The following is a 16196-nucleotide window of genomic DNA, read 5'->3' on the forward strand; positions in this document are numbered from 1 at the left end:
ATTTCCGATGAGCACCGCCGTCGATATGCCTCGTTTCGTCCGCGCCCAGCAGGTGGAGGCGCTGCCTCCGCCGAACCTAGCGCGCGGCCCCGTCGCCTGGGTCAGGGAAAACCTGTTCTCGGGCCCGTTCAATACCCTGCTGACGCTGGTGGTGTTCTACCTGCTCTACATCAGCGTTCCGCCCCTCGCGAAGTTTCTCGTCATCGACGCGGTGTGGAGCGGCTCCGACCGGGCCGCCTGCCGCGCCGACATGGGCGGCAGCGAAACCGGGGCCTGCTGGGCCTTCATCTGGGAGAAGCTCAATTACTTCACCTATGGCTCCTACACGGTTTCGGAGCGGTGGCGGGTCGATATCTTCTTCGCTCTCCTGGCCGTCGGCGTGGGCTGGCTGCTGTGGCTGAAGGCGCCCCGCCGCGATCTGGGAGCCGTCTACTTCTTCTGGCTCTTCCCGGTAGCCTCCTACATCCTCCTGACCGGCGGAAACGCCGATTTCAGCGGCGGCTTCTGGCTCGGATTCCTGATCTTCGGCGCTCTGCTGATCGCGGTTTTCGCCCTCATGGCCGCCATCCTGAAGACGTCACTGCGCCCGGCTCTGATCGTCGGGGGCGGCATCGTCGGCTTCATCGGCATCACGCTCGCGCTGATGGATATGGATTTCGGATTGCAGCATGTGCCGACCTCGCTTTGGGGCGGCGTTCTCGTCACGCTGCTGGTGGCGACGGTCGGCATCGTGTTCTCGCTGCCGTTCGGCATCCTGCTGGCGCTCGGGCGCCGGTCGAAGCTGCCGATCGTGCGGATGGCCTCCGTGATCTTCATCGAGTTCGTGCGCGGCGTGCCGCTCATCACCGTGCTCATCATGGCCAACACGATGCTGCCGCTCTTCCTGCCGGGCGACATCACCGTCGACCGATTGCTGCGGCCGCTCATCGGCACGGCGCTCTTCTCCTCGGCCTATATGGCGGAGGTGGTGCGCGGCGGCCTCCAGGCCATGCCGAAGGGCCAGTACGAGGGTGCGATGTCGCTGGGCCTCAACTACCCGCAGATGATGATCCTCATCATCCTGCCGCAGGCCCTGCGGATCGTGATTCCCGGGATCGTGAACACCTTTATCGGCCTGTTCAAGGATACGTCCCTCGTGGCAATCGTCGGCATCTTCGACGTGGTCAAGACGATCGAGGCCTCGCGGATCGATCCCAACTGGGCCGCGCCCACCATCGGCCTGACCGGCTATGCCTTCGCGGCACTCTTCTACTTCATCTTCTGCTTCGGCATGTCGCGTTACTCGCTCGGAGTCGAGCGGCGCCTTGCAGCAGGCCAGAAACGGTAAATATCCATGGCAACAATGACATCCCAGACAATTCAGGCCGCCGCCGTCGATCCCAAGGCCGAGTCCGCCGTGCAGATGATCGACGTGCACAAGTGGTACGGCGAGTTCCACGTGTTGCGCGACATCAATCTCAACGTGCGCCGGGGCGAGCGTATCGTCATCTGCGGTCCGTCCGGTTCCGGCAAGTCCACGATGATCCGGTGCATCAACCGCCTCGAGGAACACCAGAAGGGGCGCATCATCGTCGACGGCATCGAGTTGACGAACGACCTCAAGCGCATCGACGAGGTGCGCCGCGACGTCGGCATGGTGTTCCAGCACTTCAACCTCTTCCCGCATCTCACGATTCTCGAGAACTGCACGCTCGCGCCGATCTGGGTGAAGAAGATGCCCAAGAAGGAAGCGGAAGAGGTCGCCATGCACTACCTGAAGCGGGTGAAGATCCCCGAGCAGGCGAACAAGTATCCGGGCCAGTTGTCCGGCGGTCAGCAGCAGCGCGTGGCGATCGCCCGTTCCCTCTGCATGAGCCCGAAGATCATGCTGTTCGACGAGCCCACCTCCGCGCTCGACCCTGAAATGGTCAAGGAGGTGCTCGACACCATGGTGGGCCTCGCCGAAGAGGGCATGACCATGCTCTGCGTCACCCACGAGATGGGCTTCGCCCGCCAGGTTGCAGACCGCGTGATCTTCATGGATTATGGGCAGATCGTGGAGATGAACACGCCGGACGAGTTCTTCAAGAACCCGCAGCACGAGCGCACCAAGCTCTTCCTGTCCCAGATCCTGCATTGACAGGACGTCAACGCGAAAAAGGCCCCGGATCTTTCCGGGGCCTTTTTGTTTGAGCCTGTTTTCGGATGGGAAGAGCCGGGGGTTAGACCTTCTTCGCAGGTCCTGTCCCCAGCGGCAGATCCTCTCGCGCGCCCCATTCCGCCCAGGCGCCGTCATAGATCGCCTTCATCGGGTGGCCCGCGACTTCGAGAGCGACGCCCAGAAGGGCGGCCGATACACCGGAGCCGCAGGTGGTGATCACCGGCTTTTCGGGGTCGATGCCCGCTTCCGTCAACGCCTGCTGGAGCCTCGCTTTGTCCTTCAATTTGCCGTCCTCGACGATCTCGCTGAAGGGCAGGCTGAGGCTGCCGGGGATATGGCCTGAGCGGAGCCCGGGACGCGGTTCGGGCGCTTCGCCGCGGAAGCGTTCCGCCGGGCGCGCATCCACCACCTGAGCGCCTCGCGTGCGAAGAGCCTCCTGAACGGCGGAGATGTCCGCCACGGCGGCGGCGTTGAAGGATGGCTTGAAGATCCTGGGCTCGCGCTTTCGCTCGGGTCCGGTCTCAATGGGGCGACCTTCCGCCTTCCAGGCCGGAAAGCCGCCTTCGAGGATCGAGACGTTGCGCGCGCCGAAAACCTGGAACGTCCAGCGGACCCGTGGAGCCGAGAACAGGCCGGCGCCGTCATACACGACGATGACCGTGTTCTCGTCGATGCCCATCGCGCCGACCGTTCTCGCGAAATCCTCCGGCGAGGGCAGCATGTGGGGCAGGGGCGATGCGGTGTCCTTCACCGTATCGATGTCGAAGCGCAGCGCGCCCGGAATGTGGCCTGCCAAGAACTCGGCCTGCGGGTTGCGGTTCTGCGTGGGCAGGTACCAGGAGCCGTCCAGGATCACGATACCCGGATCGTCCAGATGCTCCTGCAACCGTGCGGGCGAAACGAAGAGCTGGGACATGCGCCTTCTCCTGATGGTCGCTTTTGTAAAGTTAGGCCGTCAGTCGGTAAGGGACAGGCGGACCCGGCGGTTCTGCTTGCCCTTCTTTTCAATGTCGGTGATGGCCGCCCGGCCGATTTCGCCCGTGCGGCGCACATGGGTGCCGCCGCAGGGCTGCAGGTCGATTCCCTCGATCTCCACCAGGCGCACCCGGCCGGAGCCGCGCGGCGGCTTCACCGACATGGTCTTGACGAGGCCCGGATTGGCGTCGAGTTCCTCGTCCGTGATCCAGCGGTCGGTGACGGGGGCGTCCCGCGCGATCAATTCGTTCAGCTTGGCCGTGAGATCGGCCTTGTCGAGTCCCGCATCGGGAATGTCGAAGTCGAGCCGCCCGTCGCCGTCGCCGATGGCGCCGCCGGTGACCGGGTAGGGCAGGACGACGCTGAGCAGATGGAGCGCCGTGTGGACGCGCATGCGCTTGAACCGGCGCTCCCAGTCGAGTTGCGCTTCGACCTCTTCGCCCCGGGTGAAGCGCTGCGCCGCGTCCGGGCCGACGAGGTGGAGAATCTGAAGGCGGTCGGGGCCGTAAACCGTGTTCGTGACCTCGACCGGCTCCCCGTCCGGGCGCAGGAGCACGCCGACGTCGCCCGGCTGACCGCCGCCTTGAGCGTAGAACACCGTCCGGTCGAGAACGATTCCGCCCTCCGGCGTCACATCGAGAACCGTTGCCGTGCAGGAGCGGGCATAGGCATCTTCGCGAAACAGATAGGCGGTGGCTGTCATGGTGATTCCGAAAAGACGAGGGGGCAGGAGAATTCCTGCTCGAGGAACCTGATGCTGACGGCAATCCGGGCGGCGGGTCAAGCGGCCCTGTCGGAACCGCCGGGCCGAATCCCGCGGGAATGAACGGGCGTGCCTCGGTTCGGATCCGATGAGCTTCGCAGCCGCGTGTCATTCCCGGCCCGTAGCGGTGCCCTCCGGCGTTGCGCGTTGATCCGCGGGACCTGGCGCGGCCTCGCGCGTTACACCCATTCGTGACGGAAGCGGAACAACAACCATGAACCACGAGCAACCGAAGGTCTCCACATATCGCTCCTGCGAGCAGGGAGGGACCTCGGCCGAGGAACTGGCCTACCGGCTCCGCCAGCAGGACGTGCTGGTGAGGTTCGGACGCACCGCACTCGAAATCCGGGATTTCCCGATCCTGCTCCAGGAGGCGACCCGGCTCTGCGCCGAGGGACTGCAAACCCGGTTCTCCAAGGCCATGGAATACCTGTCTGACGAGAACCGGTTCATCGTCCGGGCCGCGGTCGGGTTCGGGCCAGCCGTGCTCGGTTCGAGGACCGGTGCGGACCTGGACAGCCCGACCGGCTATGCCTTCCAGACGGGCGAATCCGTCATCTCCAATCATCTGGATGGCGAGGATCGCTTCCGCACGCCGCGGATCCTGGTGGATTACGGCATCCGGCGGGCCATCAACGTCCCCATTTCGACTGCGTCGCAGCGCTACGGCGTCCTGGAGGCCGACAGCCCGATCGGGAGCCAGTTCACCGAGGCCGATATCGCCTTCCTGCAGGGCTTCGCCAACATCATCGGGGGCGCCCTGGAGCGGGGACGGGGCGAGGCGGCGATCCGCGCGACGGAGGAGCGGTATCGTCTCGCGGCGAGGGCCACCAACGATGTGATCTGGGACTGGGATCTCGTCGCCGACCGGATTCGCTGGAACGAGGCCCTCACGACCCTGTTCGGCCACACCGAGGTCGAGACGGAAGGCTCCTGGTGGAAGGACCACATCCATCCGGACGATCGCGACAGCGTGGTGTCGAGCACCGAGGCCCTTGTCGCGTCCGAGCGGGAGAACTGGACTGCCGAGTACCGCTTCCTCAAGGCCGATGGGTCCGAAGCCTTCGTGTTCGACCGCGGCTTCGTGATCCGCGACGAGCAGGGGCGCGCGATCCGCATGATCGGCTCCATGTTCGACCTCACCGGGCGCAGGCGCGCCGAGGAGGCCCTGCGCCGCAGCGAGGAGCGTCTGCGGGGTGCCTTCGCCATCAGGACCGTCGGCGTGCTGTTCTGGGGCGAAGGCTTCGGGCTGACGGAGGTGAATGATGCCTTCCTGGGCATGACCGGCTTCAGTCGGGCGGAAGCCATCGGCAAGACGTGGCAGGAACTCACGCCCGAGGAGTTCCACCCCGAGTCCTGGCGTGCGGTCGAGCAGGTGACCACGCTGGGAGAGGCCTCCCCCTACGAGAAGCAATACTTCCGCAAGGACGGCTCCCGCTGGTGGGGATTGTTCGCGCCCCGGAAGGTCGGGAACGAGGTGGTCGAATTCGTCCTCGACGTCACCGACCGCAAGGAGGCCGAGGAACGGCGCAACGCGAGCGAGGCGCGATTGGCCGCGATCTTCGCGCAGGCCTCGGTGGGTCTGTCCGAGGTCGATCCGGGCGGGCGCTTTCTCCAGGTGAACGACGAGCTCTGCCGCATCCTGGGACGCCCCCGCGAGGACGTCCTGGGCCGCAGCGTCACGGACGTCACCCACCCGGACGACATCCTGCCGAGCCTGACGGCTGTGGCGCGGGCGTTGGAGACGGGCGAACCCGCCTCGCTCGACAAGCGCTATCTGCGCCAGGACGGCTCCGTGGTGTGGGCCAACAGCAGCATCACTCGCCTGAGTGGCACCAATGGCGGCTCCAGCAATCTGCTGACCGTGACGATCGATCTCACATCGCGGCGGCAGGCGGAAGAGGCGCTGCGCGAAAGCGAGGCGCGCTTCCAGGCCATCACCAACTCCATCGATCAGATGGTCTGGTCGACGCGCCCGGACGGGTACCACGATTTCTTCAACCAGCGCTGGTACGACTATACGGGCGTGCCGGAAGGCTCAACGGACGGCGAAGGCTGGAACGGGATCTTCCATCCTGACGATCGGGAGCGGGCCTGGTCCCTATGGCTCCATTGCCTGGCGACGGGAGAGCCGTATCACATCGAGTACCGGCTGCGGCATTGGTCGGGTCATTATCGCTGGGTGCTGGGCCGCGCCCAACCCGTGCGCAACGAGCAGGGGCGGATCATCCGCTGGTTCGGCACCTGCACCGACATTCAGGAGATCGTCGAGGCCCGTGAGGTGCTGGCCCGCTCGCGCGAGGAACTGGAACGGGAGATCGCCGCGCGCACGGCCGAGCGCGACCGGATCTGGCAGAACTCGTCCGAGCTCATGGGCGTGTTCGGCTTCGACGGCCGGTGGCGGGCGATCAACCCCTCGTGGACCCGGGTGCTGGGCTACGACGAGCAGACGCTGCTCAGCATGTCCATCGTCGAACTCACCCACCCGGATGATCGTGCACGCCTGGCCGACACCATTGAGAGGCTGGCCAACGGCGAGCGCCTCGCGGAGTTCGAGGATCGCCTGCGCCATGCCGACGGGACCTATCGGACCATCTCGTGGACCGGCGTTCCCGGCGACGGCGAGTTCTACGGCATCGGCCGCGACGTGACCGAATACCGCCGCGCCGAGGAAGCCCTGCGGCAGGCGCAGAAAATGGAAGCCGTGGGTCAGCTCACCGGCGGTGTGGCGCACGACTTCAACAACCTGCTCACCATCGTGCGCTCCTCCATCGACTTTCTGCGCAGGCCGAACCTGCCCGAGGAGCGGAGGGTCCGGTACATCGACGCGATCTCGGATACGGTCGACCGCGCCTCGAAGCTGACGGGCCAGCTGCTCGCCTTCGCCCGCAGGCAGGCCCTCAAGCCCGAGGTGTTCGACGTTCCCGAGCGGATCCGCGCGGTGACGGAGATGCTGCGCACCATCGTGGGCGCCCGCATCCGGATCGTGACCGAGATCACCTGCGAGCGTTGCTTCGTCGAGACCGACGTCACCCAGTTCGAAACGGCCCTCGTCAACATGGTGGTCAATGCCCGTGACGCCATGGACGGAGAGGGCACTCTCAAGGTTCGTGTGGGAGCGCTGTCGAAGATGCCCCCCATCCGGGGGCATGCGGGAGGACCCGGCAAGTTCGTGGCGGTGTCGATCAGCGACACCGGATCGGGCATCCCGGCCGACAGGATCGGCCAGATCTTCGAGCCCTTCTTCACCACCAAGGAGGTCGGCAGGGGCACCGGCCTGGGCCTGAGCCAGGTCTATGGCTTCGCCAAGCAGTCCGGCGGCGACGTGGCCGTCGAGAGCAGGGTCGGCGAGGGCACGACGTTCACGCTCTACCTGCCGCGCACGGAGCGCGGCCTCGCGTCGGACGCTCCAGACGGCGGGCGGGAAACGGCTTCCGGGGAGGAGGGGCGCGGGTGTCGGGTGCTGGTGGTCGAGGACAATCTCGAGGTCGGCCGGTTCTCGACCCAGCTTCTCCGGGATCTCGGCTACGAGACCACCTGGGCCGCGAACGCGGGTGAGGCTCTCACGCTGCTCAAGGAGGACCAGGGGCGCTTCGACGTGGTCTTTTCGGACGTGGTGATGCCCGGCATGAGCGGGATCGACCTGGGACGGGAGATCCGCCAGAGCTTTCCTGCCCTGCCCGTGGTGCTGACCTCCGGTTACAGCAATGTCCTGGCCGAGGAGGGACGGCACGGCTTCGAGCTGTTGCAGAAGCCTTATGCGGTGGACGAGGTCTCGCGGGTGCTCCGCCGCGTCATGCGCGGGCGCGATGCGGATCAAACCCGTGCGGCCGGAGGCAGCACGCCGCCGGAGCCTGCCTGATTCCACGCGCTCCAGCGGGCGTGATCGCTCCGGTGCTTCGAAGGTTCGAAGGACCTGTTCACGCCGCCGTATGAATACAGGGCATTCCCGCTTGGACGAGGCCCGTTTCGATGGCTGTTCAATGATCGAGGAGAGGGATCGAAAAAAGGGAAGATTGGCTCCGGCGGTAGGATTCGAACCTACGACCAACGGATTAACAGTCCGCTGCGCTACCGCTGCGCCACGCCGGAATAAGCCATACCTTCAGAGGCTGTGCCTCTCTTCGCCAGGGCTGCCGGAGCAGGTCCCGTCGGCGACGGTGCGTGGCATATAACACGGGTTTTGCGCGTTGCAAGCCCCTTTCGTTGGCGATCTCGCAAAACGGGCTGTTGCTCTTTGGAGGAGCCCTTGCTATGAGGCTCCCGCCGCGTTCGCGGTACGCCCGGATGGCCTCGTGGCGGAGTGGTTACGCAGAGGACTGCAAATCCTTGCACCCCGGTTCGATTCCGGGCGAGGCCTCCAAATCGAATGTCTGAGGCAATCTTCATGGTCGATTTCTCGCAAGCGCGCCGGATGATGGTTGACAGCCAGCTGCGCACTTTCGATGTGAACGACATTCCGCTGCTCGATGTCATGGGCAGCGTTCCGCGTGAGAAGTTCGTTCTCCCGGGTCGTGAGGAGCTTGCCTATATCGACCAGGATATCCTGGTCGGCGACGGCGCCAGCCGCCGCTACATGCTCTCCCCGATGAATCTTGGCCGCATGATCCAGGCTCTCGGCGTCGATGCCGGCGAGAAGGCGCTGGATGTGGCCTCCGGCCGTGGCTATGCCGCTGCCGTGCTGGCCGAGCTCGGTGCCCAGGTCACCGCTCTGGAATCGGACGAGGCTCTCGCGGCCGAGGCCGAGAAGAGCCTGGCGGCCGCCGGTGCTGGACAGGTCCAGGTCGTGACGGGCCCCCTCGACAAGGGGTGGGCCACGAACGCTCCTTATGACGTTATCCTCATCAATGGCGGCGTCGATCTGCGTCCGGATGCGCTTCTGCAGCAATTGGCCGAGGGCGGCCGCCTGGTTTGCGTGAAGGGCCGGGGACGCGCGGCGCGGGCGACGCTCTATGTGCGCTCGGGCGATGCCTTCGGCGAGCGGGTCCTGTTCGATGCGGCTGCCCCCGTGCTGGCGCCCTTCGTGCAAGAGCCCGGATTCACGTTCTAAGTCCCTCCTTAATAGATCCTTTCTCATCCGCCAGAGGTGTCGCTTTTTTGCGCCACCCCTCCGCTAAAATGCCGTGACGGCAAGCGCCTTGTTGCCGACTCGTCCATGATGGTTATTGTTGCGCTTTGAATGATGTTGATCTTGTGAATCGGTTGCGGTCACGAGTTTTTGGTGTTTGGGGTCGTTAAGGCAGGTGAGCGTGAAACAATACAGCCATCAGTATCGCATCCTCCTTGGGGCTATGACCTCCGTCTTCGTTCTCGCGGGGGTCGGGGGTGCTTCGGCCGAGACGCTGGAGAGCGCCCTGGCCAAGGCCTATGGCAACAATCCCAGCCTGAACGCCCAGCGCGCCGGTGTTCGCGCGACCGACGAAAACGTGGCGCAGGCCAAGTCCGGCTACCGCCCGACGATTACGGGCACTGCCGATATCGGTCGCGCCTATTCTGAGGGGACCGGGTATTCCACGCCCCGCGGCTTCGGTGTGGAGATCAATCAGACGATCTTCGATGGCTTCCGGACGGACAATTCGGTGCGCCGCGCCGAGTCCGGCGTCTTCGCGGCCCGCGAGGATCTCAACACCACCGAGCAGGACATCCTGGTCAATGCGGCCACCGCCTACATGAACGTGCTGCGGGACACGGCCATTCTCGATCTGCAGCGCAACAACGTCGAGGTGATCGACGAGCAGCTGCGCCAGACCCGCGACCGCTTCAATGTCGGTGAAGTGACGCGCACGGACGTGGCCCAGGCCGAATCCCGTTTGGCGGCGGCCCGCTCCCAGGCGAGCCAGGCCGAGGCCAGCCTCCGGGCGAGCATCGCGCAATACCGGCAATTCGTTGGCGTGGAGCCCAGGCAACTGGCCCCCGGCCGGCCCCTCGACCGGCTGACCCCCGGTTCGGTGGATGCGGCTCTCAAGATCGCCTTCGGCGAGCACCCGGCCATCAAGGCCGCTCTGCATCAGTTGGACGCGGCCGAATTGCAGGTGAGAATCGCGCAGGGGGCATTGGCTCCGCAAGTTGGTGTGCGAGGCTCCGTCGCGCAGCGGTGGGACAGCAGCCCACTGAACCAGGGCGGAGCCCTCCAGGCTTCTGCCGTCGCAACCCTCACCGTGCCGATCTACGAGGGCGGCCAAGCTTATTCCGCCACCCGTCAGGCCAAGGAGCAGGCTGGCCAGGCCCGGCTCCAGGCCGACTGGGTTCGCGACCAGGTGCGCGCCGCCGTGGTCACGAACTGGGGCGCGCTCGAGGCCGCCCGGGCGCAGATCCAGGCCGCTCAGGCGCAGATCGATGCGGCCGAGACCGCGCTCAGCGGCGTGCGCGAGGAGGCGCGCGTCGGTCAGCGCACCACCCTCGACGTCCTGAACGCCCAGCAGGAGCTTCTCACCGCCCGCGTGAACCTGATCCAGGCGCAGCGCGACCGCGTGGTTGCGTCCTACCAGCTGGTCAGCGCCATGGGACGCCTCACCTCCCGCGCCCTGGGCCTTGCGGTGAATCACTACAGCCCGAAGATTCATTACGATCAGGTCAAAGATCTGTGGATCGGCACAACGACGCCGGACGGTCGTTAATAAGATCCGGGGCCAGAACAAATCAGTTCTGGCCCCACTTGTTTTCTCTGGGTTTGCGTAAAATACTAAGACTAATCATAAGAATCAGATTCCAATAACGCGATTATATTGGGTGGGGCTATGGGTTCGACGAACCTGAAGGTCAATGAACCATCGATGGAAGATATTTTGGCTTCCATCCGTCGTATCATCTCAGAGGAGCCCGAGGCCGGTTTCCACGAGCCTGAGCCGTCGCCGCTCAGGACCGTCCTCGACATCGCCGAACGCCACATCTCGTCCAGCTTCTATCCCGAGGCCTCGGCGGTGACTCCCGACGAGCCCAGGGCTGCTCTGGAGGATCGCTTCCAGGAGGACAGCCTGGCCGTCGACCTGCGGGAGAACCACGACACGTCTCAGCCGGTCCGCTCCCCTGCGCCCGCAAAGCCGCAGCCCGTCCAAGCCTTCGCGCAGCCCTGCGAGCGGAACCCGGGGGAGGCTCTGATGTCCCGGGTGACGGAAGCCTCCGTCTCCGAGTCCTTCGACCGCCTGAGCGCGGTGAGCGCCGCGAGCCGGTCGCAGACCGTGGACGAGCTGATGAGGGAGATGCTGCGCCCCATGCTCAAGGCATGGCTCGACGACCACCTGCCCGCCCTCGTGGAGCGCCTCGTCCAGGCCGAAATCACGCGCGTGACCCGAGGCTGAGTCCGAAAGTTCGGCCGCAGTGACCCAGTTCCAGGATGGTGTCATCTTCAGGCTAGGTGCAGCGCCTTTGTCATCCCCGGCGGCTGCTTGAGCAGCCGGGAAGGGGATCCATTCTTCAGCGTCCAGTGTCCGTGGGATTCCCTTCCCCTCCGCCACGATCCGGCCGGGAATGACAGTCTGCGAGAGTGACAGGCCGGGAACAGCATGCCTCTGCCAAGCTCAAGGGAGCCAAATAGAATCACCATCGTTTCGGCGCATCGGTTGACTTCCCTCGATCCGTCCGGTTTGTAGCCGTCTTGCTTGCGCGTTTGGCGCGCCAACTGGCCGGTATCGCATCATGATGGACAAGACGTTCGACCCCGCTTCCGTCGAAGCACGCATCGCCACCCGCTGGGATGAGGCTGAGGCCTTCAAGGCCGGGCGGCCGGACCGCAAGGGCGCGGACCCGTACACCATCGTCATCCCGCCGCCGAACGTGACCGGCTCGCTCCACATGGGGCACGCCCTGAACAACACGATCCAGGACATCCTCTGCCGTTTCGAGCGGATGCGCGGACGCGACGTGCTCTGGCAGCCGGGAACCGACCATGCGGGCATCGCCACCCAGATGGTGGTCGAGCGCAGGCTCATGGAAAAGCAGATTCACCGGCGCGAGCTCGGCCGCGACGAGTTCGTCAAGCGCGTGTGGGAGTGGAAGGAGGAGTCCGGCGGCACCATCGTGCGCCAGCTCAAGCGTCTGGGCGCCTCCTGCGACTGGTCGCGCGAGCGTTTCACCATGGACGAGGGCCTGTCGAAGGCCGTCCTGAAGGTGTTCGTGGATCTCTACAACCAGGGCCTCATCTACAAGGACAAGCGCCTCGTGAACTGGGACCCCAAGTTCCAGACCGCGATCTCGGACCTCGAGGTGATGCAGGTCGAGGTGAAGGGCCATCTCTGGCACATCCGCTATGCGGTCGAGGGCGAGGCCGGTCGCTCCATCACCGTCGCCACCACGCGTCCCGAAACGATGCTGGGCGACGTGGCGGTCGCCGTCCATCCGGACGACGAGCGCTACAAGGATCTCATCGGTAAGTTCGCCGTCCTGCCGCTCGTGGGCCGGCGCATCCCGATCGTGGCCGACGAGTACTCGGACCCGGAGAAGGGCACCGGCGCGGTGAAGATCACGCCCGCGCACGACTTCAACGATTTCGAGGTCGGCAAGCGCCACAAGCTGCCCCTGATCAACATCTTCGGCACGGAGGCGCAACTGGCGCTGTCCGGCAACGAGGCCTTCCTCGAAGGGCTTCAGCAGACGGACGACCTGAAGGCGGTGCTCGCTCTCGACGGTCTCGACCGCTTCGAGGCGCGCAAGCGCATCGTCGCGATGCTGGAGGAGCGCGAGGTTCTCGTCCAGATCGAGCCGAACACGCACGTGGTGCCCCACGGCGACCGCTCGAACGCGGTGATCGAGCCCTATCTCACGGACCAATGGTACGTGAACGTGAAGCCGCTGGCGGACCGCGCGCTCGATGCGGTGCGCAAGGGCAAGACCAAGTTCGTGCCGGAAAACTGGGAGAAGACCTATTTCCAGTGGCTCGAGAACATCGAACCGTGGTGCATCTCGCGCCAGCTCTGGTGGGGCCATCAGATCCCGGCTTGGTACGACGATCAGGGCAATGTGTTCGTGGCGCATTCCGAGGAGGACGCGAAGGCTCAGGCGCGCGTTAAGCACGGCGGGGATGTGGCCCTGAAGCGCGACGAGGACGTGCTCGACACCTGGTTCTCCTCGGCGCTCTGGCCGTTCTCCACGCTCGGCTGGCCGAACGAGACGCCGGAGCTCGGGCGGTATTACCCGACCAACACGCTGGTGACGGGCTTCGACATCATCTTCTTCTGGGTCGCCCGCATGATGATGATGGGCCTGCACTTCATGGACGAGGTGCCGTTCGATACCGTCTACATCCACGCTCTCGTGCGCGACGAGAAGGGTGCGAAGATGTCGAAGTCGAAGGGCAACGTCATCGACCCGCTTGACGTGATCGAGCAATACGGCGCCGATGCTCTGCGCATGACGCTCTCCGCCATGGCGGCGCAGGGACGCGACATCAAGCTCTCCGTGCAGCGGGTGGAAGGCTACCGCAACTTCGCGACGAAGATCTGGAACGCGGCGCGCTTCGCCGAGATGAACGAGTGCAGGCGCGCGGAGGGCTTCGATCCGGCCGCCGTGACGGAGACGCTCAACAAATGGGCGCTCAGCGAATGCGCCAAGGCCATCAACGAGGTGGCCGCCGGCATCCAGGCCTACCGCTTCAACGAGGCGGCGCTCGCGGCCTATCGGTTCGTGTGGAACGTCTTCTGCGACTGGACGCTGGAACTCGCCAAGCCCGTGCTGCAGGGCGCGGATTCCCCGGCCAAGACCGAGACGCGCGCGACCATCGCGTTCATTCTCGATGAGATCTGCAAGCTGCTCCATCCCTTCATGCCCTTCCTCACGGAAGAGCTCTGGGCGGTGAAGGGGCAGGAGGGACCGAAGCGCGACACCATCCTGGCGCTGGCCTCCTGGTCGAATCTCGACCACCTGATCGATCCGCAGGCCGAGGCGGAGATCGGCTGGGTGGTGGACCTCGTCAACGAGATCCGCTCGGCCCGGTCCGAGACGAACGTGCCCGCGGGCGCGCAGATCCCGCTCGTGCTCGTGGCGTCCTCCCCGGACGTGAAGGCCCGCGCGGATCGCTGGGGCGACATCGCCAAGCGCCTCGCGCGTCTCTCGGACATCTCGTTCGCGGATGCCGCGCCCAAGAGCTCGATCCAGCTTCTCATCCGTGGCGAGGCGGCGGCGCTGCCGCTCGAGGGCGTGATCGATCTCGACGCGGAGCGGGCCCGTCTTGCCAAGGAAATCCAGAAGCTCGACGTCGACATCGGGAAGATCGACGCGAAGCTCGGGAATGCGGACTTCATCAAGCGTGCGCCCGAAGAGGTCGTCGAGGAGCAGCGCGAACGCCGCGAGGACGCTGTCGCGCGCAAGGCCAAGATGGAAGAGGCCCTGGGCCGCCTGAAGGATGCATGAGACGTCGAGGGCCGCTCTTCAGCGGCCCTTTTCGTGTCGCCCGTTATGGGCGAGCGAGGTGCAGAAGCGGAAATGGCTGTCCGGAATCATCGAACTCCGAGCGCCCGATCTGCCGGAATCCGATTTTCTTGTAGAAGATGCAGGCGCCTTCGTTCTGCTCGTTCACGTCGACGGTCAGAGCGCCCGCGAGTGCGGCTGCATGATCGATCAAGGCCCGACCGATACCCTGGCCGTGATGAGCGGGGTGAATGAAGAGAGCGTCGACCTTGGAGCCCGTCATCCCGAGGAAACCCTGGGGCTCATCATCGTCTCCGACTGCAACCCAGAAGGAACCGGACGGCAGGTAACTGTCCCGCACCTGCTGTGCGAAGAACGCGATATCCGCCTCGCCCAGGAACGAGTGCGTCGCCCGAACGGCGTCGTGCCAGATGGTGAAGAGAGCGGGAACGTCGGACGATCTTGAGGGTCGGATCTTGGTCATGCTTCGAGGGTCTCGGGGAGAATCGACGTAGAATTCTATCCTCCCCTTGTATCAGAGACGTCTCATCCCATCACGAAATCCACCAGCAGCTTCACGTTCAGCACCACGATCACAGCGGCGATCACGGCGGCGATGGCGGTGAGCCAGCGGGGCGTGACGAGTTCGCCCATCTTCCGCTTCGAGGCGGTCATCGTGACAAGCGGAATGATCGCGAAGGGCAACTGAAGGCTTAAGATCACCTGGCTGAGGATCAGCAGTTTCGCGGTGCCGCTCTCGCCATACGCGATCGTGACGGCGGCGGCCGGCACGATGGCGATGCCGCGAGTGACGAGGCGGCGCATCCAGGGGGCGATCCTGAAGTTGATGAAGCCCTCCATGACGATCTGACCGGCCATGGTGGCCGTGACCGTGGAGTTGAGGCCGCAGCAGAGCAGCGACAGGCCGAACAGCATGGGGGCGATGGCGGTGCCGAGAATCCCATGGAGGAGGGTATGCGCTTCGCCGATCTCCGCGATCTCGGTGCGGCCCGTATGGTGGAAGGCCGCCGCCGCGAGGATCAGGAGGGATGCGTTGATGGTGAGGGCGAACATCAGCGCGAAGGTGGAGTCGAGGGTCGCGAAACGCAGGGCCTCGCGCTTCTCGGGCAGCGTCTCGCCGTAGGCGCGCGTCTGCACGATGCCCGAATGCAGGTAGAGATTGTGCGGCATCACCGTCGCGCCGAGAATGCCGAGCGCGAGATAGAGCATGTCCGGGTTGGTGACGATCTCGGTCGTGGGGGCGAAGCCCGCGATCACGGCGCCCCAGTTGGGATCGGCCATAACGATCTGAAGGGCGAAGCAGACGGCGATCACGCCGAGCAGGGTGATGATGAAGGCCTCCACCCAACGGAAGCCGAGATTCTGGAGATACAGGATCAGGAACACGTCCAGCGCCGTGATGACGACGCCGATCTCCAGGGGAATGCCGAACAGGAGGTTCAGGCCGATCGCGGTGCCGATGACCTCCGCGAGATCGGTGGCGCAAATGGCGAGTTCGGCCAAAACCCACAAGCCCCAGGCGACGGGTTTCGAATAGGCGTCGCGGCACGCCTGGGCGAGATCGCGGCCCGTGGCGACCGCGAGGCGGGCGCAGAGCGACTGCAGGATGATCGCCATGATGTTCGAGATCAGCGCCACGGAGAGCAGCGCATAGCCGTATTTCGATCCGCCCGCGATCGAGGTGGCCCAGTTGCCCGGATCCATGTAGCCGACCGCCACGAGATAGCCTGGCCCCAGGAACGCCGCCGCGCGCCGCCATTTTGAGCCGGGACGCACCCTGATCGAGCGGTTCACCTCTGGAAGGGAGGGCAGGGTGACGTCCTGGCGCCAGGCTGCCTTGCGGACGAGGGAAACGGGTGCCGACTGATCCATGGCCTACTTTCTGCAGTTGCAAATCATTTGCAAGTAAAACGTAGCGTGAGTTCCTCGATGAGGCAAGAGGGGTGAGGGCGCGCG

Annotated in this window: 11 protein-coding genes and 2 tRNA genes; 8 read left to right on the forward strand and 5 right to left on the reverse strand. The window is 65.1% G+C overall.

The features are described 5' to 3' along the window. Window positions 1-7: 7 nt before the first annotated feature. Complete coding sequence (locus tag E4K09_RS10405; protein WP_134496683.1) at window positions 8-1327, forward strand: amino acid ABC transporter permease; 1320 nt, start codon at window positions 8-10, stop codon at window positions 1325-1327. A 6-nt stretch (window positions 1328-1333) separates the two neighbouring features. Then, on the forward strand, window positions 1334-2119 hold the full coding sequence (locus E4K09_RS10410) for an amino acid ABC transporter ATP-binding protein (RefSeq protein WP_166802260.1): 786 nt from the start codon (window positions 1334-1336) through the stop codon (window positions 2117-2119). An 82-nt stretch (window positions 2120-2201) separates the two neighbouring features. Here E4K09_RS10410 and sseA read toward each other — a convergent pair whose 3' ends face one another. Beyond that, window positions 2202-3056 carry a 3-mercaptopyruvate sulfurtransferase gene (gene sseA / locus E4K09_RS10415; protein ID WP_134496684.1) on the reverse strand — a complete coding sequence of 285 codons (855 nt, stop codon included), beginning with the start codon at window positions 3054-3056 and terminating at the stop codon, window positions 2202-2204. A gap of 39 nt (window positions 3057-3095) precedes the next feature. Then, the gene (locus E4K09_RS10420; RefSeq protein ID WP_134496685.1) at window positions 3096-3818 is read right to left on the reverse strand and encodes an alanyl-tRNA editing protein; all 723 of its coding nucleotides are present in this window, start codon (window positions 3816-3818) and stop codon (window positions 3096-3098) included. Between the two features lie 274 nt (window positions 3819-4092). Between E4K09_RS10420 and E4K09_RS10425 the strand changes: the two genes are divergently transcribed. Further along, window positions 4093-7740 carry a PAS domain S-box protein gene (locus E4K09_RS10425; RefSeq protein WP_134496686.1) on the forward strand — a complete coding sequence of 1216 codons (3648 nt, stop codon included), beginning with the start codon at window positions 4093-4095 and terminating at the stop codon, window positions 7738-7740. Between the two features lie 155 nt (window positions 7741-7895). Here the strand turns inward: E4K09_RS10425 and E4K09_RS10430 are convergent. Then, window positions 7896-7970 (reverse strand) — tRNA-Asn (locus tag E4K09_RS10430). A 197-nt stretch (window positions 7971-8167) separates the two neighbouring features. On the opposite strand from E4K09_RS10430, the gene E4K09_RS10435 reads away from it, so the two are divergent. The 5 genes from E4K09_RS10435 to E4K09_RS10455 all read left to right on the forward strand — a co-directional run bounded on the left by E4K09_RS10435 (window position 8168) and on the right by E4K09_RS10455 (window position 14222). After that, window positions 8168-8241: transfer RNA gene (locus E4K09_RS10435), tRNA-Cys, on the forward strand. Between the two features lie 24 nt (window positions 8242-8265). Then, window positions 8266-8928: a protein-L-isoaspartate O-methyltransferase family protein gene (locus tag E4K09_RS10440; protein WP_134496816.1), complete on the forward strand. Its 663-nt coding sequence runs from the start codon at window positions 8266-8268 to the stop codon at window positions 8926-8928. Between the two features lie 241 nt (window positions 8929-9169). Further along, a complete protein-coding gene (locus tag E4K09_RS10445; protein ID WP_134496818.1) occupies window positions 9170-10495 on the forward strand; it encodes a TolC family outer membrane protein in 1326 nt (441 codons plus the stop codon). A 156-nt stretch (window positions 10496-10651) separates the two neighbouring features. Continuing rightward, on the forward strand, window positions 10652-11176 hold the full coding sequence (locus E4K09_RS10450) for a PopZ family protein (protein WP_166802261.1): 525 nt from the start codon (window positions 10652-10654) through the stop codon (window positions 11174-11176). Between the two features lie 337 nt (window positions 11177-11513). Further along, entirely contained in the window at window positions 11514-14222 is a 2709-nt protein-coding gene (locus E4K09_RS10455) for a valine--tRNA ligase (protein WP_134496688.1), read from the forward strand. A 43-nt stretch (window positions 14223-14265) separates the two neighbouring features. Here E4K09_RS10455 and E4K09_RS10460 read toward each other — a convergent pair whose 3' ends face one another. Continuing rightward, complete coding sequence (locus E4K09_RS10460) at window positions 14266-14703, reverse strand: acetyltransferase (RefSeq protein ID WP_134496689.1); 438 nt, start codon at window positions 14701-14703, stop codon at window positions 14266-14268. Window positions 14704-14765: 62 nt separating this feature from the next. After that, window positions 14766-16112 carry an Nramp family divalent metal transporter gene (locus tag E4K09_RS10465; protein WP_134496690.1) on the reverse strand — a complete coding sequence of 449 codons (1347 nt, stop codon included), beginning with the start codon at window positions 16110-16112 and terminating at the stop codon, window positions 14766-14768. Window positions 16113-16196 lie beyond the last annotated feature (84 nt).

The organism is Microvirga pakistanensis, assembly GCF_004458765.1.
Classification (GTDB): Bacteria; Pseudomonadota; Alphaproteobacteria; order Rhizobiales; family Beijerinckiaceae; genus Microvirga; species Microvirga pakistanensis.